Below are 21,805 nucleotides of genomic sequence, written 5' to 3' on the forward strand. Positions count from 1 at the left end.
CCGCATCGGTGGGACAATTCAGGGTTTGCCCGGTCATGGGCTTGCTGCGCGACCTTCCTGGTCGAGCGGCGTGCCCGGGCCGTTTGTTCGTTCCGACTGTTCTTTTCAAGAATCGCTACACCATGAAGAAGTTTGCCGCCGTTGCCCTGCTGACCCTGGGCGCCGTGCTGGTGGGTTGCTCCAAGCAGGAACCCGCCGCCCCCGCAGCCGCGCCTGCACCCGCCCCGGCCGCCGTCACGAAGATCGTCGTGGGCCTGGACGACAACTTCCCGCCCATGGGCTTCCGCGACGAGAAGAACGAGCTGGTGGGCTTTGACATCGACATGGCCAAGGAAGCCGCCAAGCGCCTGGGCGTGGAGGTGGAGTTCAAGCCCATCGACTGGAGCGCCAAGGAAGCCGAGCTGTCCGGCAAGCGCGTGGATGCGCTGTGGAACGGCCTGACCATCACCGAGGAGCGCAAGCAGAACATCCTGTTCACCGCGCCCTACATGGAGAACCACCAGATCATCGTGGTGCCCGCAGGCTCCGCCATCAAGGCCAAGGCCGATCTGGCCGGCAAGGTCGTCGGCGCGCAGGAAGGCTCCAGCGCCGTGGACGCCATCAAGAAGGAAGAGGCTGTCTTCAAGTCGTTCAAGGAACTCAAGACCTTCGGCGACAACGTGACCGCCCTGATGGACCTGACCACCGGCCGCCTGGAAGCCGTGGTGGTGGACGAGGTGGTGGGCCGCTACTACGTGGCCAAGAAGCCTGACCAGTACGCCGTGCTGGACGACAACTTCGGCACCGAAGAGTACGGCGTGGGCGTGCGCAAGGACGACACCGAACTGCACGGCAAGCTGGACAAGGCGCTGGCCGACATGAAGCAGGACGGCAGCGCCGCCAAGATTGCCGAGCAGTGGTTCGGCAAGAACATCATCAAGTAATAGCGAACAACCCCCTGTGTCGCTTCGCTCCTTCCCCCTTCTCTCGAATTGCTGCGCAATTCGGGAAGGGGGACGACGCCAGCGCGGCGGGGCGGCCCTTGCGCGGCGTCCGCTGGCCTGGGGCGCGCCAGTTTCGACGGTTGCGTGCTGTGCAAGGCACTGAATTCTCGTGACCCCATGGACTACCTACTCTCCCTCCTGGGGCCGCTGGCGCAGGGCGCCACCGTCACCCTGAAGCTGTTCTTCATCACGCTGGTGCTGGCCGTGCCGCTGGGCCTGGCGCTGGCGCTCATGCGGCTGTCGCGCTGGAAGGCCCTGTCGGGCGCGGTGAACGGCTACATCTGGCTCATGCGCGGCACGCCGCTCATGCTGCAGATGCTGTTCATCTACTTCGCGCTGCCCTTCGTGCCGGTGATCGGCGTGCGCCTGCCGGACTTCCCCGCCGCCGTGGCGGCCTTCGCACTGAACTACGCGGCCTATTTCGCCGAGATCTTCCGCGCCGGCATCCAGTCGGTGGACCGTGGCCAGTACGAGGCCGCCAAGGTGCTGGGCATGAGCTACGGCCAGACCATGCGCCGCATCGTGCTGCCGCAGATGGTGCGCAGCATCCTGCCGCCCATGAGCAATGAGACCATCACCCTGGTCAAGGACACGTCCCTCATCTACGTGCTGGCGCTGAACGACCTGCTGCGCGCCGCGCGCGGCATCGTGCAGCGCGACTTCACGACCACGCCCTTCATCGTTGCCGCCGCCTTCTATCTCGTCATGACCCTGGTGCTCACCTGGGGCTTCCAGCGCCTGGAGAAACGCTATGCCAAGTTTGACCAGTGACGCCACGCAGATGATCGAGGCGCGCGACGTGCGCAAGGCCTTCGGCCATGTGCAGGTGTTGCGCGGCGTGTCGCTGTCGGTGCACCGTGGCGAGGTGGTGGCGGTGATCGGTCCCTCGGGCTCCGGCAAGAGCACCTTTCTGCGCTGCCTGAACCACCTGGAAACCATCGACAGCGGCCACATCGCCATCGAAGGCGAAACCCTGGCCACGACCGACGCGCAGGGGCGCTGCGCCTACGTGCCCGATGCCGAAGTGCGCCGCATCGGCGCCAAGACCGGCATGGTGTTCCAGCATTTCAACCTGTTTCCGCACCTCACGGTGCTGGAGAACCTCATCGAGGCGCCCATGGTGGTGCAGGGCCTGGCGCGCGACGCGGCCATCGCCCGCGCCGAGGCCCTGCTGGACAAGGTGGGCCTGGCGCAGAAGCGGGACAACTATCCCTCGCGCCTGTCGGGCGGCCAGAAGCAACGCGTGGCGATCGCGCGTGCGCTGTGCATGGAGCCCGACATCATGCTGTTCGATGAGCCCACCTCGGCGCTGGACCCCGAACTCACGGGCGAGGTGCTGCGCACCATGCGCGAGCTGGCCGAGGAGCGCATGACCATGCTGGTCGTCACGCACGAGATGGGTTTTGCGCGCGAGGTGGCGAATACCGTGGCCTTCATGGACCAGGGTGAACTCATCGCGGCGCGTCCGGCCGGGGAGTTCTTTGCCGATCCCGGGCATGAGCGGGCGCGGGCGTTCTTGCAGCACATGCTTTGAAGGTCTAGCGCCGAATTGGGCTCTGGCGGTTATGGGATAAGCGCTGGAAGCTATGCTTTTGGTAGCTAATGGGATTCTGTGTCGCTGGCGGGGACGGCCTCGGCTAGCGACATCCAACCCTGCGCAGGGGCTTAAAAAAGATAGCTGCCAGCGCTCGCCCAGCAAGCGCTAGGCGGCGATTGGGCTAGGGCCTGTTCACACTATTTTTGCCAGATGCGTTGCGATCAAAAAGGGCCAGGCGCAAGGCGCCAAACGAAGCTGGGGTGCTACCCCAGCGAGGCTTGGCAACGCCGCGAATGGCCCTTTTTGATCGCAACCCGGAGGGAACGGAGTGAAAACCGCGCCATTCGTCGTTGCCCTCCTAGCCAAGGCCCCGGCCTTGGCGTCGTCACGCGCCTAGATTGGCGCGGTTTTCACGCCATTCGCACTGGCAAAAATAGTGTGAACAGGCCCTAGACATTACGCGGCAGCGGACACCACCACCTCCGGCAACTCTGCTGGGTCCCGCACTTCTTCCAGCACATCCCCGCTGTGCAGCGGCAGCGCAGGCCGATCCAGCAGCGCACGCACGAAGTTCGGCTGCGCCAGCAGCGCATGGTGCACGGCCCCGTTGTACAGCTGCAGATCGCCCAGGCCGCGCGCGGCGATGCGTGCGTCCACCTCGTCGGCGCTGAGCCGGGCGGGGTCGGTGCTGTCCGATGCCATGCCCATGCACCACAACGTGCCGTACAGCGGCACGTACTGCAGGTAGGGGCGGAAGATGGGAAACACCGCGCGCACCGAGGCGGCGATGCGCCCCAGGCTCTCGGGCAGGTGCACGGGCGAGCCCAGGTGCAGCGACAGCACGCCGCCCGGGTTCAGCGCGCGGCGGCAGGCGGCGTAGAACTCCACGGTGTACAGCTCGACGGCGGGGCCGAAGGGGTCGGTCAGGTCCAGGACGATCTGGTCGAAGCGCTCCTCGGTCTGGCCGATGAAGGCGCGCGCGTCGCCCAGGCGCACCTCCAGGCGCGGGTCGTCAAAGGCGCCACGGTGGATCTGGCCCAGCCAATCGCGGGCCATGGCAATCACCTCGCCATCCAGTTCGGCCAGCACCACCTGCTCGATGCCGGGCAGCTTCAGCAACTCCTCGGCGGCGCCGCCGTCCCCCCCGCCCACGACCAGCGCACGGCGCACGCCGGGGTGGGCGATGGCCGGCAGGTGCACCATCGGCTCGTGGTAGAAGAATTCGTCGCGCTCGCTGGTCATGAAGCAGCCGTCGATGCGCATCACGCGGCCGAACTGCGGGTTCTCGAACACCTCGATGTGCTGCCAGGCGGACTGGCGCGTGGCCAGCGTGCGGGTGTCGCTAAGGTACAGGCCGAAGTCGGCGCTCAGGCGCTCGGCCACGTAGCGCGTGGCCTGCGCGGGCAGGGGGCCGGCCATCAGGCGCGATCCACGCGGTGCAGGTGCGGGTCGGCCGGGTTGAACGCGGCCAGCAGGTCGTCGAACAGTTTTTGCGCCTTGGGGCGGTTGTTCTCGGTGTAGTTGCAGACATAGACGTCCAGCGTGACGTAGCCTGCCTCGGGCCAGGTGTGGAGGGACAGATGCGATTCGGCCAGCACCACCACGCCGGTCACGCCGCCGCCTTCGCCAAAGCTGTGGAACAGGCTGCCCACGGTGGTCAGCCCGGCGGCGGCCACGCGCTCCCTGCAGAACGATTCCAGGTGCGCGGCGTCCAACATCAGGCGGCTGTCGCAGAGACAGCCATACAGGTCGCCGATCAGGTGCAGGCCCGTGGCCTGGCGCTGGGGGACAGGAGCCGGGATGGGAACGACGGACTGGAGATTCTTCATTATCTGGAGCCTTTTCTCTTTCTGCGGGGGTGGCAGGAAACGGCGCCGCGGTCGGACGCCGTCCGCCGGGTACCGACCAGCACGCTGCCGGGAGGCAGACGCGCAACGGAAGAAAAGGGAATGTCGCAGGCACATTGCCGCGCCTTCGTTCCGTTGTGCGTCGATGACGCCCATGCAGCAACGCTGACAAGCAATCCGCCCGGAGGGTCGGGCGGGACATTTCTTAAGAACCGGCGAGTATAGCCAAACGTCATATGCAAACCACAGGTTTTAATGAGAGGCGCAGCCGAGCAGAGGGGTTTCCCCTATGATGTCGGGTTCGCCTCGCGCTCTGTCGTAGAGTTGGGCGTATCTGCATACACCATGTCCTCCCCACTTTCATCGCCGGGCGACGCCCTCGTGGAGCTGCGCAACGTCACCTTCGGGTATGGCGAGCGCGTGATCCTGCGCGACCTGTCGCTGGCCGTGCCGCGCGGCAAGGTCACGGCGCTGATGGGCGCCTCGGGCGGCGGCAAGACCACGGTGCTGCGCCTCATTGGCGGCCAGCAGCGCGCCCAGCAGGGCGAGGTGCTGGTGGGCGGCCAGGACGTAGGGCGCATGGATACCGCACAGTTGTATGCCGCGCGCCGACGCATGGGCATGCTGTTCCAGTTCGGCGCGCTGTTCACCGACATGAGCGTGTTCGAGAACGTGGCCTTTCCGTTGCGCGAGCACACCGATCTGCCCGAGGAGCTGATCCGCGACATCGTGCTCATGAAGCTGCACGCCGTGGGCCTGCGCGGCGCGCGCGACCTCATGCCCAGCCAGATCTCGGGCGGCATGGCGCGGCGCGTGGCGCTGGCGCGGGCCATCGCCCTCGACCCCGACCTCATCATGTACGACGAGCCTTTCGCCGGGCTTGACCCGATCTCCCTGGGTACTGCGGCGCAACTCATCCGCCAACTCAACGACGCCATGGGCCTGACCACCATCATCGTCTCGCACGACCTGGAGGAGACCTTCCGCCTGGCCGACCACGTCATCATCCTCGGCCCCGGCACCGTGGCCGCGCAGGGCACGCCCGAAGAGGTGCGCGCCAGCCAGGACCCGCTGGTGCATCAGTTCGTGCATGCGCTGCCCACGGGGCCCGTGCCGTTCCATTACCCCGGCCCCTCGGTGCAGCAGGATTTTGGAGGTGTGGCATGAGCTGGTGGCGCCCGTCGCACGTGGGCTATGCCGTGCGCCGCAAACTGGTGGACGTCGGCATGGGCGCGCGCCTGTTCGGGCAGATGGTGGGGCTGTTCGGGGCGGTCATGCGGCGCCCGGCGCTGGTGCGCGACCAGGTGCACTTCCTGGGCAACTACTCGCTGTCCATCATCGCCACCTCGGGCCTGTTCGTCGGTTTCGTGATGGCGCTGCAGGGCTACAACGTGCTGCAGCTGTACGGCTCGTCCAACTCCCTGGGCCTGGTGGTCACCCTGAGCCTGGTGCGCGAGCTGGGGCCGGTGGTCACGGCGTTGCTGTTTGCCGGACGCGCGGGCACGTCGCTCACGGCCGAGATCGGTTTGATGCGCGCCGGCGAACAGCTGTCGGCCATGGAAATGATGGCCGTGGACCCGGTGCGCCGCATCCTGGCGCCGCGCTTTTGGGGCGGCGTGATCGCCATGCCGCTGCTGGCACTGGTGTTCAACGCGGTGGGTGTGATCGGTGGCTGGCTGGTCGGCGTGGTGCTCATCGGCGTGGACGGCGGGGCGTTCTGGGGCCAGATGCAAAGCGGTGTCGACGTCTGGAAGGACGTGGGCAACGGCATCGTCAAGAGCCTCGCGTTCGGCGTGGCCGTCACCTTCATCGCGGTGCTGCAGGGCTTCGTGGCCAAGCCGACGCCGGAAGGCGTCTCGCGCGCCACCACGCGCACGGTGGTGATGGCGTCGCTGTCCGTGCTGGCGTTGGACTTCGTCCTCACGGCAGTGATGTTCAGTATTTGAGGGCGGCACGCACGCCCACGGAGAGAAATTCACCATGCAGCATTCCAAGAACGATTTCTGGGTCGGCCTGTTCGTCCTGCTGGGCGGCGCGGCGCTGGTTTTCCTGGCCCTGCAGTCGGCCAATCTGTTGAGCCTCAACTTCCGCTCGGGCTACCTGGTGTCGGCGCGCTTCGACAACATCGGCGGCCTCAAGCCCAAGGCCGCCGTGCGCAGCGCGGGCGTGGTGGTGGGGCGCGTGCAGGCCATCACCTTCGACTCCAACACCTTCCAGGCGCGGGTGACCCTGGACATGGACAAGGAATATGCCTTCCCCAAGGACAGCTCGCTCAAGATCCTGACCAGCGGCCTGCTGGGCGACCAGTACATCGGCATCGAGCCGGGTGCCGACGAGAACAATCTGGCCGAAGGCGATGTGGTGACCTCCACGCAATCCGCCGTGGTGCTCGAAAATCTGATCGGACAATTCTTGTACGGCAAGGCCGAGGACAGCGCTTCGTCCAGCGCCGGAGGCAGCAAAAAATGACAACACAGACCTGTTCCACAACGCGCTCCAGAAGCTGGGTGGGCCGCTCTGCGGCGCTGCTGCTGGGCGCCGCACTCCTGAGCGGCTGCGCCACCGGCCCGAATGCCAATCCGGCAGACCCCCTGGAGCCTTTCAACCGCAGCATGTATTCGTTCAACGACACGCTGGACAGGGCCGTGCTCAAGCCGGTGGCCACCGCCTACCGCGACGTGACGCCGCAGCCGGTGCGTACGGGCGTGAGCAACTTCTTTGGCAACCTGGGCGATGCCTGGTCGTTCGTCAACAACCTGCTGCAGTTCCGCGGGCTGGAGGCTTACGAGAGCCTCGTGCGCTTCACCACCAACACCTTCTTCGGGCTGGGCGGCGTACTGGACATTGCCAGCGAGGCAGGCATCGAGCGGCACAAGCAGGACTTTGGCCTGACGCTGGGCCGCTGGGGCGTGCCCACGGGGCCGTATCTCGTGCTGCCGCTGCTGGGGCCGTCCACCGTGCGCGACACGGCCGCTTTGCCGGTAGACAGTTGGGGCAACCCGCTGGGCCAGCTCGACCCGGTGGAGGTCCGCAATTCCCTGTACGGCCTGCGCATTGTCGATAAGCGCGCCAGCCTGCTGCGCGCGGGCTCGGTGCTGGATACGGCGACCCTGGACCCCTACAGCTTCACGCGCGACGTGTACCTCAAGGTGCGTAGTGGCGTGTCAGGCGCACGCGACGAGGGCGCCTATGAGGAAAACGGGGGCAAGCTGCCTGACGACGAGTACTGAAAACCCGCAAAGGCCGGCCTGACAAGCACTCGGGCCCCTGGCTGACAGGCGCGGTTGCAGTTGCTTGCATCCCTGCACGGGGGCGACGCATGTGCAGCGCGGGGCGCCCTCCACAATCTACCCAACGAAACCAGACATGGCAGCGCACGGCGTGGCGCTGCACGCAAGGAGCCTCACCATGATGAACCGCCGTACCCTGATCCATGCCGCCGCCGCGATGGCGGTGGCCACGTGGGTGGCCGTGCCCCAGGCCGCGCTGGCGGCCGACGAGGCGCCGGATGCCCTCGTCAAGCGCCTCTCGGTCGATGTGCTGGAGACGCTGCGCAAAGACAAATCCATCAAGGCCGGCGACGTGGACCGCATCATGGCACTGGTGGACAAGACCATCATGCCCCACGTGAACTTCCGCCGCATGACGGCAGCGTCCGTCGGGCCGGGCTGGCGCAAGGCTACGCCGGAGCAGCAGGCGCGCCTGCAGGACGAGTTCAAGACACTGCTGGTGCGCACTTACGCGGGCGCGCTCAGCCAGGTCACGGACCAGAGCATCGTTGTGAAGCCGCTGCGCGCAGCCGCCGAAGACAAGGACGTGCTCGTGCGCACCGAAATCCGCGGCCGGGGCGACCCGATACAACTGGACTACCGCCTGGAGAAGACGCCGGGCGAGGGTGCGGGCTGGAAAATCTACAACCTCAACGTTATGGGTGTGTGGCTGGTGGAAACCTACCGCAGCCAGTTCGCGCAGGAGATCAACGCCAAGGGCGTGGATGGCCTGATCGAGGCGCTGGTGGCGCGCAACAAGGCCAACGCCGCCTCCAGCGCCAAGTAACCAGAACAGAAAGAACCGAAAGGCCTGTGCATGCTGGTGCTGCCCGCTGAACTCACCCACCGCCACGCTGGCGCCACCCTGCGCATGCTGCTGCAAGGGCTCAAGGCCCAGGACGAATCGCTGGTGGTGGTGGATGCCGGTGCGCTGACGGCCTTCGACTCCTCCGCACTCGCGGTGCTGCTGGAGTGCCGCCGCGCAGCGGTGTTCGAGAACCGCGGTTTCGTGGTCAAGGCCCTGCCGCCGGCGCTGTCCAGCCTGGCGGGGCTGTACGGGGTGCAGGAACTGCTGCCCGCCCTGTAGCGGCGGCCTGCGGGGCTGCCCGCACCTGCGGGTTGCCTGCCGGCCAAACCCCTGCGGACACGCGCGCAAGAGCCCCCCTTTAGAATGCCGCTCTTCCATGCCCGCCGTCTCCTTCCAATCCATCTCCAAGAGCTTTTCCACTCCCCGAGGGCCTTTCCAGGCGCTGCAGGATGTCAGTCTGGACATCGAGGAGGGCGAGTTCTTCGGCCTGCTGGGCCCCAACGGCGCCGGCAAGACCACGCTGATCAGCATCCTCGCCGGGCTGGCGCGCGCCACCAGCGGGCGCGTCAGCGTGCTGGGCCATGACGTGCAAACCCAGTTTGCCGACGCGCGCAGGCTGCTGGGCGTGGTGCCGCAGGAACTGGTGTTCGACCCGTTCTTCAACGTGCGCGAGACGCTGCGCATCCAGTCCGGCTACTTCGGTGTGAAGAACAACGACGCCTGGATCGATGAGCTGCTGGAAAACCTGGGGCTGGCCGACAAGGCCACGGCCAACATGCGCCAGCTCTCGGGCGGCATGAAGCGCCGCGTGCTCGTGGCCCAGGCGCTGGTGCACAAACCGCCCATCATCGTGCTGGACGAGCCTACGGCCGGTGTGGACGTGGAACTGCGCCAGACGCTGTGGCAGTTTGTGGCGCGCCTCAACAAGCAGGGCCACACGGTGCTGCTGACCACCCATTACCTTGAAGAGGCCGAGGCGCTGTGCACGCGGCTGGCCATGCTCAAGCGCGGGCGCGTCGTGGCCTTGGCGCGCACGTCCGAGCTGCTGCAGGCGGCCTCCACCAACGTCCTGCGGTTCAAGACCGACGATACGCTGCCGGCCGACCTGGCAGCGCTGGCGCGCGTGACCGGCCGCGTGGCCCAGTTGCCCGCGCAGGACGCGCAGGAGATCGAGCAGTTGCTGGCCCGGCTGCGCGCCGCAGGCGTGCGCGTGGAGGACGTGGAGATCCGCAAGGCCGACCTGGAGGATGTGTTCCTCAACGTCATGGCGGCCGAGCAGGAGGAGCACGCATGATCGGCTGGCAGACCCTGTTCTACAAGGAAGTGCTGCGCTTTTGGAAGGTGGGCTTCCAGACCGTGGCGGCGCCGGTGCTCACGGCGGTGCTGTACCTGCTGATCTTCGGCCATGTGCTCGAAGACCATGTCAGGGTCTATGACCGGCTGAGCTACACCGCCTTCCTGGTGCCCGGCCTGGTGATGATGAGCGTGCTGCAGAACGCCTTTGCCAACAGCTCGTCCAGCCTGATCCAGAGCAAGATCATGGGCAGTCTGGTGTTCGTGCTGCTCACGCCGCTATCGCACCGTGCCTTGTTCGCGGCCTACGTGGGCTCGTCCATGGTGCGCGGCCTGGTGGTGGGCCTGGGTGTGTTCATCGTCACGCTGGCGTTCGCCACGCCGCAGTTCGCCGCGCCGCTGTGGATTCTTGCGTTCGCACTGCTGGGCGCGGCGCTGCTGGCCACGCTGGGGGTCATCGCGGGACTGTGGGCCGACAAGTTCGACCAGATGGCGGCATTCCAGAACTTCATCATCGTGCCCATGACCTTCCTGTCGGGCGTGTTCTATTCGGTGCAATCGCTGCCGCCGTTCTGGCAGGGCGCAAGCCACCTGAACCCGTTCTTCTACATGATCGACGGCTTCCGCTACGGCTTCTTCGGCGTGAGCGACGTCTCCCCCTGGCTCAGCCTGGGCGTCGTCGGCCTGGCATGGGCGCTGGTCAGCTTGTTGGCGCTGCACCTGCTGCGCACGGGCTACAAAATCAGGAACTGACATGACTGCAGACCAACTCAAGGACATCATCAGCGCGGGCATGGCCTGCGACCACATCACGCTGGAGGGCGACGGCCGCCACTGGTACGCCACCATCGTGTCGTCCGAGTTCGAGGGCAAGCGCTCCATCCAGCGCCACCAGCGTGTCTACGCCACACTGGGCGCACGCATGCAGTCGGACGAGGTGCATGCGTTGTCCATGAAGACCTTCACCCCCGCCGAGTGGGCGCAGGCCCAGGCGGGCGACTGATACGGCCCCGTCCTTCGCAAGATGGCCGTGCGGCCGGGACCGTGCCCCGGCGCGGGGGCGGCACGGGCGGCATGCCCCGGTCCTTGGCGGTGGATGGGCGCATACACCGTCGCGCGGCGTTCCCCCAGAGAATTCGCGCACTATTATTTTAATAGCTGCTACCGCTTGATAGATAAGCGCTAGAGCCATTTTTGGCACTGAATGCAGCAACCGGCAAACCCATGGACAAACTCCTGATTCGCGGTGGCCGCCCCCTGGTGGGCGAGGTGCCGATTTCCGGCGCCAAGAACGCCGCGCTGCCCGAGCTGTGCGCCGCGCTGCTCACGACCGACCCGGTCACCCTGCACAACGTGCCGCGCCTGCAGGACGTAGCCACCATGCTGCGGCTCATCCGCAACATGGGCGTGCAGGTGGACCGCATCGCCAACCCCGACTGTTCCGTGGCCGATGCGGCCGGCATAGTGCGCCTGGACGCGGGCGGCCTGTCCACGCCCGAGGCGCCCTACGATCTGGTCAAGACCATGCGCGCCTCGGTACTGGCGCTGGGGCCGCTGCTGGCCCGCTTCGGCGAGGCCACGGTGTCGCTGCCGGGCGGCTGCGCCATCGGATCGCGCCCGGTGGACCAGCACATCAAGGGGCTGCAGGCCATGGGCGCGCAGATCGTGGTCGAGCACGGCTACATGATCGCCAGGCTGCCGCAGGGGTGCACGCGACTCAAGGGGGCGCGCATCACCACCGACATGGTCACGGTGACCGGCACCGAGAATCTGCTCATGGCCGCCACGCTGGCTGAGGGGGAGACCGTGCTGGAGAACGCCGCGCAGGAACCCGAGGTGGCGGACCTGGCCGAGATGCTCATCAAGATGGGCGCGCGTATCGAGGGCCATGGCACCAGCCGCATCCGCATCCAGGGTGTCGAGCGGCTGCACGGCTGCGAGCACGCCGTCGTGGCCGACCGCATCGAGGCCGGCACCTTCCTGTGCGCCGTGGCCGCCACGGGCGGCGATGCGCTGCTGCGCCACGGGCGTGCCGACCACCTGGACGCCGTGATCGACAAACTGCGCGACGCGGGCGTGCAGGTGGCACCGGAAGAGGGTGGCATCCGCGTGCGCAGCCCTGGCGCGGCGCAGCTCAAGGCGCAGGGCTTTCGCACCACTGAGTACCCGGGCTTTCCCACCGACATGCAGGCGCAGTTCATGGCGCTGAACGTGGTGGCCCAGGGCACCGCCACGGTGGCCGAGACGATCTTCGAGAACCGTTTCATGCACGTCAACGAGTTGCTGCGCCTTGGCGCGAAAATCCAGACCACGGATGGCCGCGTAGCGGTGATCGAGGGGCTGGGCGGCGCGGCGCCTGCGGGGGCGCGGCTATCGGGCGCCACCGTCATGGCCACCGACCTGCGCGCCTCGGCCAGCCTGGTGATCGCCGGGCTGGTGGCCGACGGGGAAACGCTGGTGGACCGCATCTACCATCTGGACCGCGGCTACGACTGCATGGAAGCCAAACTGCGCGGCCTGGGGGCCGACATCGAGAGAATTCAATGACGCAGCAGATCACACTCGCCCTGTCCAAGGGCCGCATCTTTGAAGAAACCCTGCCTCTGCTGGCCGCTGCCGGCATCGAGGTGCTGGAAGACCCGGAGAAGTCGCGCAAGCTCATCCTGCCCACCAGCCGCCCCGAGGTGCGCGTGGTGCTGGTGCGTGCCACCGACGTGCCGACCTACGTGCAATACGGCGGCGCCGATCTGGGTGTGGCCGGCAAGGACTCGCTCATCGAGCACGGCGGCCAGGGGCTGTTCCGCCCGCTGGATCTGAAGATTGCCAAGTGCCGCGTGAGCGTGGCCGTGCGCGCCGATTTCGACTACCGCGAGGCCGTCACCCAGGGCTCACGCCTGAAGGTGGCCACCAAATACACCAGCATCGCGCGCGATTTCTTCGCCAGCAAGGGCGTGCACGTGGACCTCATCAAGCTCTACGGCAGCATGGAACTGGCGCCGCTCACCGGCCTGGCCGATGCCATCGTGGACCTGGTCTCCACTGGCAACACGCTCAAGGCCAACAACCTGGTGGAGGTGGAGCAGATCATGGACATCAGTTCGCACCTGGTGGTGAACCAGGCCGCGCTGAAGCTGAAGCAGGCGCCGCTGCGCCGCATCATCGACGCATTCGCCTCCGCCGTGCCGCAGGGCTGAGGGGTGCGCAGGGCTGCGTCTGCGCCGCTTTGGTTCCGCGTCCATCGCCCGGCGTTGCAGACCTGCGTCGTGGCCCGCGTTATGGTGAGAACATCGTGGCCGGGCACCCCTCGGCTTCCGCAACGGCGCGCCGATTTCTTTCGTACATTCTGAGTAGGTCCACTATGCAATTCGTAGCTGCTCCCGTCCGCCTGTCCACCGCTGACGACACTTTCGAGGTGGATTTTTCCGCGCGCCTGCACTGGTCGGCGGACACGGATGCGGCCATCGAGCAGCGCGTGGCGGGCATCCTGGCCGACGTGCGCGAGCGCGGCGACGCCGCAGTGCTGGAGTACACGCAGCGCTTCGATGGCCTGCATGCGCAGGGCTTGCCGTCGCTGGAGCTCAAGGCCAGCGAACTGCAAGCCGCCTTCGACGGCCTGCCCGCGGCGCAGCGCGACGCGCTGACGGCCGCCGCTGCCCGCGTGCGCCGCTACCACGAGGCGCAGAAAAAGGCCAATGGCGAAAGCTGGAGCTACCGCGACGACGACGGCACCCTGCTGGGCCAGAAAGTCACGCCGCTGGACCGCGTGGGCATCTACGTGCCGGGCGGCAAGGCCGCGTACCCGAGCAGCGTGCTCATGAACGCCATTCCCGCGCACGTGGCGGGCGTGCAGGACATCATCATGGTCGTGCCCACGCCCCAGGGCACCAAAAACCCGCTGGTGCTGGCCGCGGCGCATGTGGCGGGCGTCACGCGCGCCTTCACCATCGGCGGCGCGCAGGCCGTGGCGGCGCTGGCCTATGGCACGCAGACCATTCCCAAGGTGGACAAGATCACCGGCCCCGGCAACGCCTACGTGGCCAGCGCCAAGAAGCATGTGTTCGGCACCGTGGGCATCGACATGATCGCCGGCCCCAGCGAGATTCTGGTGCTGGCCGACGGCAGCACGCCGGCGGAATGGGTGGCGATGGATCTCTTCTCGCAGGCCGAGCACGACGAGCTGGCGCAGTCCATCCTGCTGTGCCCCGATGCGGCCTACATCGACCAGGTCCAGTCCGCCATCGACCGTCTGCTGCCCCAGATGCCGCGCGCCGAGATCATCGCCAAGAGCCTCACAGGGCGCGGCGCGCTCATCCACACGCGCAGCATGGAAGAGGCGTGTGAGATCAGCAACCGTATCGCTCCCGAGCACCTGGAGGTGAGTAGCCGCGAGCCGCACCGCTGGGAGCCGCTGCTGCGCCACGCGGGCGCGATCTTCCTGGGCGCCTACACCAGCGAATCGCTGGGCGACTATTGCGCCGGGCCCAACCATGTGCTGCCCACCAGCGGCACGGCACGCTTTTCGTCGCCGCTGGGCGTGTACGACTTCCAAAAGCGCAGCAGCATCATCGAGGTGAGCGAGCAGGGCGCGCAGAGCCTGGGCCGCATCGCCAGCGTGCTGGCGCATGGCGAGGGGCTGCAGGGGCATGCACGGGCGGCTGAGATGCGGCTCAAGTCCTGACCGCTCCGACAGCCTGTACGCCTACCAAGCCACCTTGCGAGGTGGCTTTGTCTTTTCAAAAATGAGAGCGCCTGGCGCTGAATGAACAAGCCTTAGAAGCGAAAAACACATCAAACTGGATGTACACGAATTTCGTGTGACACGAAATTCTTGTACGATGAGCGCATGAAGAACGTCACCATCACCGTGGACGACCCGGTGCTCGAATGGGCCCGGATCGAGGCGGCGCGGCGCGGCACCAGCGTGTCGCGCATGGTGGGGGACTTTCTAGGCGAGATGCAGCGCCGCGAGGACGCCTACGAGCGTGCCTACCTCGCCTGGCGCACGGACGAGCGCACCTGGCGCGCGGGCGCCGCAGCGCGGCGTATCCACGGCTTCGAGCGCAGTCCTGCCCATGTGGGTGAGGCGCCGCAGCCGCTGCAGCGCAGCCTGGAGCTACCCGTGTTTGTGGACACGGCCGTGCTGGTCGCCGCCGAGGACGGCGCCGATGCCGCCCTGCAAGCCCCGGTGCTGGCCTGTCTGGACTTGCTGTGGCGCGAGCGCCTGGGGCGTGTCAGCAGCCAGGTGCTGGCCGAGTTCTACGACACCGTGACGCGCGCCGCCAGCGCGCCCATGCCGCACGGCGATGCACGCGCGGCCATCCGCCGCTACCACAGCTGGACGCCCTGGCAGATCGATGCTGCCACGCTGGAGACCGCCTGGGCGCTGGAGGCGCGGCACCAACTGGCCTGGGGCGACTGCCTGGCGCTGGCCGCCGCGCAGCACAGCGGCTGCGCGAGCCTGCTGTCGCTGAGCCTGCCGCAGGGCGCGCAGTACGGCGGCGTAGAGGTGCTGCATCCGCTGCATTGCGCGTTGGCTGTCCCCTGATGTGGGGGCGCCGCCCGATCGAATGGAGTGATGAACGCATGACAACCCCCTCTGCCGAACTGCCCGCGCTGGCGCGCATCCGCGACGACGTGCGCGCCATGCAGGCCTACGTCGTGGCCAATGCCACCGGCTACCTGAAGATGGACGCGATGGAGAACCCCTTCGGCCTGCCGCCCGCGCTGCAGGCCGCGTTGGGGCAGCGCCTGGGGCAACTCGCGCTCAACCGCTACCCCGGTACGCGCCAGAACGACCTGAAGGCTGCGCTGGCAGCCTACGCCGGGGCGCCGGCAGGCTCGGCCGTGCTGCTGGGCAATGGTTCCGACGAGCTCATTTCCCTCGTGGCGCTGGCCTGCGCGCGTGCGCAGGCGACCGTGCTGGCGCCCGTGCCGGGCTTCGTGATGTATGCGATGAGCGCGCAGCTGCAGGGCTTGGGCTTCGTGGGCGTGCCGTTGACGGCGGACTTCGAGCTGGACGAGGCCGCGATGCTGGCCGCGATCGCCCAGCACCGCCCGGCCATCACCTTCCTGGCCTATCCCAACAACCCCACGGCCACGCTGTGGGACGAGGCCGTGGTGCAGCACATCATCGACGCCGCCGGTGCGCAGGGCGGCATCGTGGTCATGGACGAGGCCTACCAGCCCTTTGCCAGCCGCAGCTGGATCGAGCGCATGCGCGCGCAGCCCGAGCGCAACGGCCATGTGCTGCTGATGCGCACGCTCTCCAAGTTCGGCCTGGCCGGCGTGCGCCTGGGCTACATGATCGGCCCCGCCGCGCTGGTGGCCGAGGTCGACAAGGTGCGCCCGCCCTACAACGTGAGTGTGCTGAACACCGAGGCCGCCCTGTTCGCGCTGGAACATGCCGACGTGTTCGCCGCCCAGGCCGACGAGCTGCGTGCCGCGCGCACCGAGCTGCTGGCCGCGCTGCGCGCCATGCCCGGCATTGAGCGCGTGTGGGACAGCCAGGCCAACATGGTGCTGGTGCGTGTGCCCGATGCCGCCCGCGCCTATGAGGGCATGAAGGCCCGCAAGGTGCTCGTCAAGAACGTTTCTACAATGCATCCATTGCTGGCAGGCTGCCTGCGTCTGACGGTGGGCAGCAGTGCCGACAACGCCCAGATGCTCACAGCGCTCCAGGCATCCCTATGACTTCCTCCGCACTCGTTCCTTCTTCCGCAGAACTCTGCCCCGACCGCACGGCCGAGGTCAGCCGCACGACGGCCGAGACGCGCATCACCGTGCGCGTGAATCTCGACGGCACCGGCGCGGCCAGCCTGCACACCGGCATCGGCTTCTTCGACCACATGCTCGACCAGATCGCGCGCCATGGGCTGATCGACCTGCAGATCGACTGCGACGGCGACCTGCACATCGACGGCCACCACACGGTGGAAGATGTGGGCATCACGCTGGGCCAGGCTTTCGCGCGGGCCGTGGGCGACAAGAAGGGCATCCGCCGCTACGGCCATGCCTACGTGCCGCTCGATGAAGCCCTGTCACGGGTGGTGGTGGATTTCTCGGGCCGCCCGGGGCTGCACCTGCACATTCCGTTCACCGCCGGGAGCATTGGCGGTTTCGACACGCAGCTCACCTACGAATTCTTCCAGGGCTTCGTGAACCATGCGGGCGTGACGCTGCACATCGACAACCTGAAGGGCATCAACGCCCACCACCAGTGCGAGACGGTGTTCAAGGCCTTCGCGCGCGCGCTGCGCGCCGCGCTGGAGCGCGACCCGCGCGCCGCAGGCGTGATCCCCTCCACCAAGGGTTCCCTGTAAAATTCAAGCCAAATTGGCCTGTAACGCTTATCCATCAAGCGCAAGCAGCTATGAATAGTGAAGCAAAAACCGTCGCGGTCGTGGACTACGGCATGGGCAACCTGCGCTCCGTCTCGCAGGCCGTGCAGGTCGCGGCGCAGGGCAGCGGTTTCCGGGTAATGGTCACCGCGCACCCCGATGAGGTACGCGCGGCCGACCGTGTGGTGTTGCCCGGCCAGGGCGCCATGCCGGACTGCATGCGCGAGTTGCGGGAGTCGGGTCTGCTCGAATCCGTGCTGGAGGCTGCCGCGTCCAAGCCGCTGTTTGGCGTATGTGTGGGCATGCAGATGCTGCTGGACCACAGCGCCGAGGGCGACACCCCCGGGCTGGGCCTGATCCCGGGCGAGGTGCTCAAGTTCGACCTGGCCGGGCGCACCCAGCCCGACGGCAGCCGCTACAAGGTCCCCCAGATGGGCTGGAACCGCGTGCGCCAGGCGCGCCACGGCGGCGTGGCGCACCCGGTATGGGCGGGCGTGCCCGACGACAGCTACTTCTACTTCGTGCACAGCTTCTACGCGCGCCCGGCCAACCCGCTGCACTGCGCCGGCGAGGCTGACTACGGCGGCCCCTTTGCTGCGGCCATCGCACGCGATAATATTTTTGCTACCCAGTTCCACCCGGAGAAAAGCGCCGAGCACGGCCTGGCGCTGTACCGCAACTTCTTGCACTGGAAGCCCTGATTCTTCAACCCGGCAGGGCCGGGCCTTGTGCGGCTCGCCCCATTCCCCGCTCACCATCATGCTGCTCATCCCCGCCATCGACCTCAAGGACGGCCACTGCGTACGCCTCAAGCAAGGTGACATGGACCAATCGACCACCTTTGGCGAAGATCCCGCCGCCATGGCCCGCAAGTGGGCGGATGCGGGCGCGCGCCGCCTGCACCTGGTGGACCTGAACGGCGCGTTTGCCGGCCAGCCCAAGAACAAGGCGGCCATCAAGGCCATCCTGGCCGAGGTGGGCGCCGATATTCCGGTGCAGCTGGGCGGCGGCATCCGCGACCTGGACACCATCGAGCGCTACATCGACGCCGGGCTGCGGTACGTCATCATCGGCACGGCCGCGGTGAAGAACCCCGGCTTCCTCAAGGATGCGTGCAGCGCGTTTGGCGGCCACATCATCGTGGGCCTGGACGCCAAGGACGGCAAGGTGGCCACCGACGGCTGGAGCAAGCTCACCGGCCACGAGGTGGTTGATCTGGCGCGCAAGTTCCAGGACTGGGGCGTGGAATCCATCATCTACACCGACATCGGCCGCGACGGCATGCTCTCGGGCATCAATATCGAGGCTACGGTGAAGCTGGCCCAGGCCCTCACCATCCCCGTGATCGCCTCGGGCGGCCTGGCCGGCATCGCGGACATCGAGAAGCTCTGCGAAGTCGAAAACGAAGGCGTGGAAGGCGTCATCTGCGGGCGCGCGATCTATTCCGGCGACCTGGATTTCGCAGCCGCGCAGCGTCGCGCCGACGAGCTGAGCCTGGCCTGAGCCCGGGCGGCCCCGGTGCTTTCACCCGGCGGCGTATGCGGCCGGGTCAGAACCAGCGGCTGGCCACCCAGTCGAAACGCACATCCAGCGGCAATTGGTGGATGTGGTAGGGCGCGGGCAACGGCTCCAGCGCCTGGAGTTTCACCACGATGGACGGCGTGCGCGGGGTCAGCGGCGACACGCGGTCGGCCGGCGGGCTTTGCGCCTCCATCATGAGCCCCACCACTTTCGCGCGCACCTTGCCCCCGTCCATGAAATGCAGCGTGGCCATGCGGCCGACTTGCGCGTAGCGCGCCTTGTCGGGCGGCAGGTAGGCATGCACCAGCGGTTCCCCGCGCCGCTGCAGTACGGCGACCTCCGTGCCCTGGGCTACCCAGTCCCCCGGGCGCACCAGGGCCTGCACCGCGGTGGCGGCAAAGGGCGCAAGGGCGGTGCCGGGCTGCGCGGGCGCAGCTTCTTCTGCGGGGGGCTGTGGCGTTGCAGACGCTGCCGGGGCCGGCATGGCAGCCGGCACACGCGCCATCAACATGCGCTGCTCGCGTACATCGGCGCGGGCGCGGCTGAGGTCCGCCTCGGCCTGCAGGACCTGAAAGCGCAGGTTGTCCACTTCCTGGCGCGTGGCGGCCCCTTGCTCGCGCAAGCCCTGCATGGTGTGCAGTCTTTCCTGCTGGATCGCCAGCCGGCGGCTGGCCAGGCGCTCGGCCTCGGTCAGCAGCGCCAGCCTGGCGGTGTGGGCCTGCGCCTGGGCGGGTTCCTGCGCATGCGGCGTGGGGCTTGGCGTGGCGGCAGGCGGTGCGGGGGTGTCCGTCGGCGTGCGCTCCAGCGCCATCACGGGCTGGCCGGGTTCCAGCGGTGCGCCGGGCGCCGCCACGAATGCCACGCGGCCAGCGGCCGGTGCGCGCAGGGTGGCCTGCTCCAGCACGACCTGGGCCGGCGTACTCTCCCACCAGTAGGCGATGCCGAAGCGGACCAGCAGGTAGGCGGGGGCCACCAGCACCATGGCGAGCAGCAAATACCAGCGCCAGCGCGGCACGCGGCGCTTGGCGGCCGCATAGCGCACTTCCAGGCCGTTGGTTTCCTGCGCCGAGGTGGGCGGCGCGTCAAAATTGATCTTCAAGGCCGAGCCTCCCTATAGTCTTCCCACGACTGCACCACGACGCCCCCAAAGCCGGGCAGGCCGGCCAATTGGTGTGCCAGCGCATCCCAGCGCTGCAGGGACCGGGCCTTGCCCAACGCGAAGCTGCTCTCTTGCGCCGGCAGCGCGGATTCGATGCTTTGCGCGACCGCGATGCGCAACCCTGCCGGCGCCGCTGACAACAACGGCCGGGCGAGGGTGGCGGTGCGCTCGGGGTTGTTCACGTAGAGCATCGCCACCACTTCGCCGACCCCGGCTGCGTGTACGCGTGCGGCAAAACCGGGTTGCTGCAGTTCACGGTAGTGTGTCGTCAGGGCCAGGGGCCAGGGAGCCGCGGCGCGCACCGCCTGCAGCGTGTCGATGAGGTGGCGGCTCCAGTCGCGCTGCTGGGCAGCGGGCAGCTGGCTGCGCTCCAGGTCCAGGTGCAGGGCGTCGGCGGGCAGGTCGCGCAAGGACTCCACCAGGGCCAGCAGTCGCGCGCGCTCGTGGGGCAACACCCAGGTAGGCTCACCCAGCAGCAGTTCGAGCGTCAGCTGCCGTGCCTGCGCCTGGGCGCGCAGGGCCATCCACCGCGCCCGGCCGTCGGGCCGTGCCAGGGCCTGCAACTGCGCCGCCGTGAACGACAGCAGCAGGCGGCGGCTGCGAGGGGGCAGTTCGTCCAGTTGCGCGGGCTGGTCCAGCAGGGCTTGCCCCTGCCACACGTACCAGCCCAGGCCGGTCTCGCCGGGCACCGCCTTGGCGGAGGCCGGTGCCGTGCCCGCGGCCAGCGCGGCGACCGTCGCGGCCCAGGGATCGGGTGCCGCGGGGGCGTCGTGCCAGGCCAGCGTGCATCCATCGCCCAGGGCCAGCACGTCCAGGGCGGCCAGGTCGCGCCGCTCGGCGCCGTCCACCACCTGCACGGCGGCCTGGTACAGCGCATAGCGCGTGGTAAGCAGCTTGGAATAGCCGTCGCCGTCGAAGGCGTTCAGGCGCAACTGCGCGATCCGAAGCGCCTCGGCCGCGGCCTGCTGGCGGTGCCGGTGGCCTGCCATTTCCTTGTCGCGCAGCCGATAGGCGGCCAGGGCCTGCTGGGCCGCGGCCTCCAGTTCGCTGCGGCGCAAGGCCAGCAGCGCCTGAGCGCGGTCGATCTCGCCCTGCGCCTGGGCCAGGGCCGCGTCGCGCTGGCTGCGCCACTGCAGCGGCAGAGAGAAGTCCACGCCCACGCGCGTGCTGTGGCCCGTGGGGCCGCCGATGTCACGGCTGAACGACTGCGCCAGCGAGACACTGGCTTGCACCCCTTCCAGGCGCGCATGCTGCTGGCGCTGCAGGGCTGCGTCCACTTCCTGTTGTGCCAGCGTGACGGCAGGGGATCGGTCCTGTGCCGCTGCGCTGGGGGCCAGGCAGGTCTGGGGCCAGGCGGGTTCCTGCGTCTGCACCGCTGCGGCGGGCTGTCCCGTCAGGCGCTCGATCTCGGCGCGGGCCAGATCCCGCGCGGCACTCTGGCTGTCATGCGTCGCCTGCACGATGTTGAACAGGCCGCCGAGGTCCAGCCGGTCGGCCTCCAGCAGCACGCCAGCGGCGTGGCGGCTCGCCAATTGCTCCTGCGCCTCGGCGCGCACCCGCAGGAAGGCGTCCGCCAGGCGGATGCGCTCCACACTGCGCAGGTGGCGCACATAGGCGCGGCGCACGGCAAGCACGGCCTCGTTTTCCATCTGCAGGCGGCGCAGTCGGCTTTGCTCCACGGCATGCTGGGCATCGTCCACCGTGCGTTGCTGCGCCGCGCGCGTGCCCAGCAGGGGCCAGCGCACCCCCAGGTGCATCTGGGTGCGCTGGTAGTCGCGGCTGAGGGTATCGGTCACCGCCTCGCGCGCGTTGTCCACGCCCGCGCCGCCAAACAGCTGGGCACCACTGCCCGCCTGCAGGGCGGCGCTGCGCTGCTCGGCCACGGTAACGTCCGCCTGCGCCAGCCGGGCCGATGGGGCGAAGGCGCGGGCGCGGTCCTCCAGCTGCGTGAGGGAGACCGGCGGGCTGGCGTGGGCCGCGGCGCCCTGCGGGCCCGCGCAGATGCAGGCCAGCAGAGCGATCAGGGTGTGACGGGGGCTGCGCTGGAACAT

23 protein-coding genes and 2 pseudogenes are annotated in these 21,805 nt (G+C 68.0%); 21 read left to right on the forward strand and 4 right to left on the reverse strand.

The genetic code is table 11. The features are described from left to right. Nucleotides 1–122: 122 nt before the first annotated feature. The 3 genes from HND92_RS04900 to HND92_RS04910 all read left to right on the forward strand — a co-directional run bounded on the left by HND92_RS04900 (nt 123) and on the right by HND92_RS04910 (nt 2,517). Nucleotides 123–923, forward strand: a complete 801-nt coding sequence (locus HND92_RS04900; protein WP_041835888.1) for an amino acid ABC transporter substrate-binding protein — start codon at nt 123–125, stop codon at nt 921–923. A 177-nt stretch (nt 924–1,100) separates the two neighbouring features. Further along, the gene (locus HND92_RS04905) at nt 1,101–1,754 is read left to right on the forward strand and encodes an amino acid ABC transporter permease (RefSeq protein ID WP_011804194.1); all 654 of its coding nucleotides are present in this window, start codon (nt 1,101–1,103) and stop codon (nt 1,752–1,754) included. Next, the gene (locus tag HND92_RS04910) at nt 1,735–2,517 is read left to right on the forward strand and encodes an amino acid ABC transporter ATP-binding protein (RefSeq protein ID WP_103737815.1); all 783 of its coding nucleotides are present in this window, start codon (nt 1,735–1,737) and stop codon (nt 2,515–2,517) included. Before HND92_RS04905 ends, HND92_RS04910 begins: the two co-directional genes overlap by 20 nt. A gap of 459 nt (nt 2,518–2,976) precedes the next feature. Here HND92_RS04910 and speE read toward each other — a convergent pair whose 3' ends face one another. Next, nucleotides 2,977–3,939: a polyamine aminopropyltransferase gene (speE, locus tag HND92_RS04915; RefSeq protein WP_172206260.1), complete on the reverse strand. Its 963-nt coding sequence runs from the start codon at nt 3,937–3,939 to the stop codon at nt 2,977–2,979. Then, entirely contained in the window at nt 3,939–4,349 is a 411-nt protein-coding gene (gene speD, locus HND92_RS04920; protein WP_172206262.1) for an adenosylmethionine decarboxylase, read from the reverse strand. The genes speE and speD overlap by 1 nt, the downstream gene beginning before the upstream one ends. 363 nt (nt 4,350–4,712) lie before the next feature. Here speD and HND92_RS04925 point away from each other — a divergent pair, with 363 nt between their 5' ends. The 18 genes and pseudogenes from HND92_RS04925 to hisA all read left to right on the forward strand — a co-directional run bounded on the left by HND92_RS04925 (nt 4,713) and on the right by hisA (nt 18,577). Then, entirely contained in the window at nt 4,713–5,534 is an 822-nt protein-coding gene (locus HND92_RS04925; protein WP_172206264.1) for an ABC transporter ATP-binding protein, read from the forward strand. Next, nucleotides 5,531–6,313 carry a lipid asymmetry maintenance ABC transporter permease subunit MlaE gene (gene mlaE, locus HND92_RS04930; RefSeq protein WP_172206266.1) on the forward strand — a complete coding sequence of 261 codons (783 nt, stop codon included), beginning with the start codon at nt 5,531–5,533 and terminating at the stop codon, nt 6,311–6,313. Before HND92_RS04925 ends, mlaE begins: the two co-directional genes overlap by 4 nt. 34 nt (nt 6,314–6,347) lie before the next feature. After that, nucleotides 6,348–6,836: an outer membrane lipid asymmetry maintenance protein MlaD gene (gene mlaD / locus HND92_RS04935; protein ID WP_172206268.1), complete on the forward strand. Its 489-nt coding sequence runs from the start codon at nt 6,348–6,350 to the stop codon at nt 6,834–6,836. Further along, the gene (locus tag HND92_RS04940; RefSeq protein ID WP_172206270.1) at nt 6,833–7,597 is read left to right on the forward strand and encodes a VacJ family lipoprotein; all 765 of its coding nucleotides are present in this window, start codon (nt 6,833–6,835) and stop codon (nt 7,595–7,597) included. The genes mlaD and HND92_RS04940 overlap by 4 nt, the downstream gene beginning before the upstream one ends. A 178-nt stretch (nt 7,598–7,775) precedes the next feature. After that, nucleotides 7,776–8,423, forward strand: a complete 648-nt coding sequence (locus HND92_RS04945) for a phospholipid-binding protein MlaC (protein WP_047349918.1) — start codon at nt 7,776–7,778, stop codon at nt 8,421–8,423. Between the two features lie 18 nt (nt 8,424–8,441). Beyond that, a pseudogene (locus HND92_RS04950) lies at nt 8,442–8,723 on the forward strand (lipid asymmetry maintenance protein MlaB); the annotation flags it as partial. A 97-nt stretch (nt 8,724–8,820) separates the two neighbouring features. After that, nucleotides 8,821–9,738, forward strand: coding sequence for an ABC transporter ATP-binding protein (locus HND92_RS04955; protein WP_103737812.1), 918 nt, complete (start codon nt 8,821–8,823; stop codon nt 9,736–9,738). Further along, nucleotides 9,735–10,490, forward strand: coding sequence for an ABC transporter permease (locus tag HND92_RS04960; protein ID WP_172206272.1), 756 nt, complete (start codon nt 9,735–9,737; stop codon nt 10,488–10,490). The genes HND92_RS04955 and HND92_RS04960 overlap by 4 nt, the downstream gene beginning before the upstream one ends. Nucleotide 10,491: 1 nt before the next feature. Next, nucleotides 10,492–10,740: a BolA family protein gene (locus tag HND92_RS04965; RefSeq protein ID WP_011804206.1), complete on the forward strand. Its 249-nt coding sequence runs from the start codon at nt 10,492–10,494 to the stop codon at nt 10,738–10,740. A 221-nt stretch (nt 10,741–10,961) separates the two neighbouring features. Further along, entirely contained in the window at nt 10,962–12,284 is a 1,323-nt protein-coding gene (gene murA / locus HND92_RS04970) for a UDP-N-acetylglucosamine 1-carboxyvinyltransferase (RefSeq protein WP_172206274.1), read from the forward strand. Next, on the forward strand, nt 12,281–12,931 hold the full coding sequence (hisG, locus tag HND92_RS04975; RefSeq protein ID WP_011804208.1) for an ATP phosphoribosyltransferase: 651 nt from the start codon (nt 12,281–12,283) through the stop codon (nt 12,929–12,931). The genes murA and hisG overlap by 4 nt, the downstream gene beginning before the upstream one ends. A 164-nt stretch (nt 12,932–13,095) precedes the next feature. Continuing rightward, nucleotides 13,096–14,415, forward strand: a complete 1,320-nt coding sequence (gene hisD / locus HND92_RS04980; RefSeq protein ID WP_011804209.1) for a histidinol dehydrogenase — start codon at nt 13,096–13,098, stop codon at nt 14,413–14,415. Nucleotides 14,416–14,580: 165 nt separating this feature from the next. Beyond that, nucleotides 14,581–14,766 (forward strand): annotated as a pseudogene (locus HND92_RS19550) (hypothetical protein); the annotation flags it as partial. A gap of 96 nt (nt 14,767–14,862) precedes the next feature. Beyond that, nucleotides 14,863–15,282, forward strand: coding sequence for a PIN domain-containing protein (locus HND92_RS19310; protein ID WP_256376608.1), 420 nt, complete (start codon nt 14,863–14,865; stop codon nt 15,280–15,282). A 38-nt stretch (nt 15,283–15,320) separates the two neighbouring features. Then, nucleotides 15,321–16,427: a histidinol-phosphate transaminase gene (gene hisC / locus HND92_RS04990; protein WP_172206286.1), complete on the forward strand. Its 1,107-nt coding sequence runs from the start codon at nt 15,321–15,323 to the stop codon at nt 16,425–16,427. Continuing rightward, nucleotides 16,424–17,056 carry an imidazoleglycerol-phosphate dehydratase HisB gene (gene hisB, locus HND92_RS04995; RefSeq protein WP_011804212.1) on the forward strand — a complete coding sequence of 211 codons (633 nt, stop codon included), beginning with the start codon at nt 16,424–16,426 and terminating at the stop codon, nt 17,054–17,056. Before hisC ends, hisB begins: the two co-directional genes overlap by 4 nt. Before the next feature lie 50 nt (nt 17,057–17,106). After that, nucleotides 17,107–17,775 (forward strand): imidazole glycerol phosphate synthase subunit HisH, encoded by a 669-nt coding sequence (gene hisH / locus HND92_RS05000; protein ID WP_011804213.1) that lies wholly within the window; start codon nt 17,107–17,109, stop codon nt 17,773–17,775. Nucleotides 17,776–17,833: 58 nt separating this feature from the next. Next, nucleotides 17,834–18,577 (forward strand): 1-(5-phosphoribosyl)-5-[(5-phosphoribosylamino)methylideneamino]imidazole-4-carboxamide isomerase, encoded by a 744-nt coding sequence (gene hisA / locus HND92_RS05005; protein ID WP_172206288.1) that lies wholly within the window; start codon nt 17,834–17,836, stop codon nt 18,575–18,577. A gap of 46 nt (nt 18,578–18,623) precedes the next feature. Here hisA and HND92_RS05010 read toward each other — a convergent pair whose 3' ends face one another. Beyond that, nucleotides 18,624–19,694, reverse strand: coding sequence for an HlyD family efflux transporter periplasmic adaptor subunit (locus tag HND92_RS05010; RefSeq protein ID WP_172206290.1), 1,071 nt, complete (start codon nt 19,692–19,694; stop codon nt 18,624–18,626). Further along, nucleotides 19,691–21,805 (reverse strand): TolC family protein, encoded by a 2,115-nt coding sequence (locus tag HND92_RS05015; RefSeq protein WP_172206292.1) that lies wholly within the window; start codon nt 21,803–21,805, stop codon nt 19,691–19,693. The genes HND92_RS05010 and HND92_RS05015 overlap by 4 nt, the downstream gene beginning before the upstream one ends.

This window comes from Diaphorobacter sp. JS3050 (assembly GCF_013154915.1).
GTDB classification, from domain to species: domain Bacteria; phylum Pseudomonadota; class Gammaproteobacteria; order Burkholderiales; family Burkholderiaceae_C; genus Diaphorobacter; species Diaphorobacter nitroreducens.

What these genes read in the sequence shown, in the direction of transcription:
- HND92_RS04900 (WP_041835888.1), top strand. Translation starts at nt 123, where the DNA reads ATGAAGAAGTTTGCCGCCGTTGCCCTGCTGACCCTGGGCGCCGTGCTG.
- HND92_RS04905 (WP_011804194.1), top strand. Translation starts at nt 1,101, where the DNA reads ATGGACTACCTACTCTCCCTCCTGGGGCCGCTGGCGCAGGGCGCCACC.
- HND92_RS04910 (WP_103737815.1), top strand. Translation starts at nt 1,735, where the DNA reads ATGCCAAGTTTGACCAGTGACGCCACGCAGATGATCGAGGCGCGCGAC.
- speE (WP_172206260.1), bottom strand. Translation starts at nt 3,939, where the DNA reads ATGGCCGGCCCCCTGCCCGCGCAGGCCACGCGCTACGTGGCCGAGCGC.
- speD (WP_172206262.1), bottom strand. Translation starts at nt 4,349, where the DNA reads ATGAAGAATCTCCAGTCCGTCGTTCCCATCCCGGCTCCTGTCCCCCAG.
- HND92_RS04925 (WP_172206264.1), top strand. Translation starts at nt 4,713, where the DNA reads ATGTCCTCCCCACTTTCATCGCCGGGCGACGCCCTCGTGGAGCTGCGC.
- mlaE (WP_172206266.1), top strand. Translation starts at nt 5,531, where the DNA reads ATGAGCTGGTGGCGCCCGTCGCACGTGGGCTATGCCGTGCGCCGCAAA.
- mlaD (WP_172206268.1), top strand. Translation starts at nt 6,348, where the DNA reads ATGCAGCATTCCAAGAACGATTTCTGGGTCGGCCTGTTCGTCCTGCTG.
- HND92_RS04940 (WP_172206270.1), top strand. Translation starts at nt 6,833, where the DNA reads ATGACAACACAGACCTGTTCCACAACGCGCTCCAGAAGCTGGGTGGGC.
- HND92_RS04945 (WP_047349918.1), top strand. Translation starts at nt 7,776, where the DNA reads ATGATGAACCGCCGTACCCTGATCCATGCCGCCGCCGCGATGGCGGTG.
- HND92_RS04955 (WP_103737812.1), top strand. Translation starts at nt 8,821, where the DNA reads ATGCCCGCCGTCTCCTTCCAATCCATCTCCAAGAGCTTTTCCACTCCC.
- HND92_RS04960 (WP_172206272.1), top strand. Translation starts at nt 9,735, where the DNA reads ATGATCGGCTGGCAGACCCTGTTCTACAAGGAAGTGCTGCGCTTTTGG.
- HND92_RS04965 (WP_011804206.1), top strand. Translation starts at nt 10,492, where the DNA reads ATGACTGCAGACCAACTCAAGGACATCATCAGCGCGGGCATGGCCTGC.
- murA (WP_172206274.1), top strand. Translation starts at nt 10,962, where the DNA reads ATGGACAAACTCCTGATTCGCGGTGGCCGCCCCCTGGTGGGCGAGGTG.
- hisG (WP_011804208.1), top strand. Translation starts at nt 12,281, where the DNA reads ATGACGCAGCAGATCACACTCGCCCTGTCCAAGGGCCGCATCTTTGAA.
- hisD (WP_011804209.1), top strand. Translation starts at nt 13,096, where the DNA reads ATGCAATTCGTAGCTGCTCCCGTCCGCCTGTCCACCGCTGACGACACT.
- hisC (WP_172206286.1), top strand. Translation starts at nt 15,321, where the DNA reads ATGACAACCCCCTCTGCCGAACTGCCCGCGCTGGCGCGCATCCGCGAC.
- hisB (WP_011804212.1), top strand. Translation starts at nt 16,424, where the DNA reads ATGACTTCCTCCGCACTCGTTCCTTCTTCCGCAGAACTCTGCCCCGAC.
- hisH (WP_011804213.1), top strand. Translation starts at nt 17,107, where the DNA reads ATGAATAGTGAAGCAAAAACCGTCGCGGTCGTGGACTACGGCATGGGC.
- hisA (WP_172206288.1), top strand. Translation starts at nt 17,834, where the DNA reads ATGCTGCTCATCCCCGCCATCGACCTCAAGGACGGCCACTGCGTACGC.
- HND92_RS05015 (WP_172206292.1), bottom strand. Translation starts at nt 21,805, where the DNA reads ATGTTCCAGCGCAGCCCCCGTCACACCCTGATCGCTCTGCTGGCCTGC.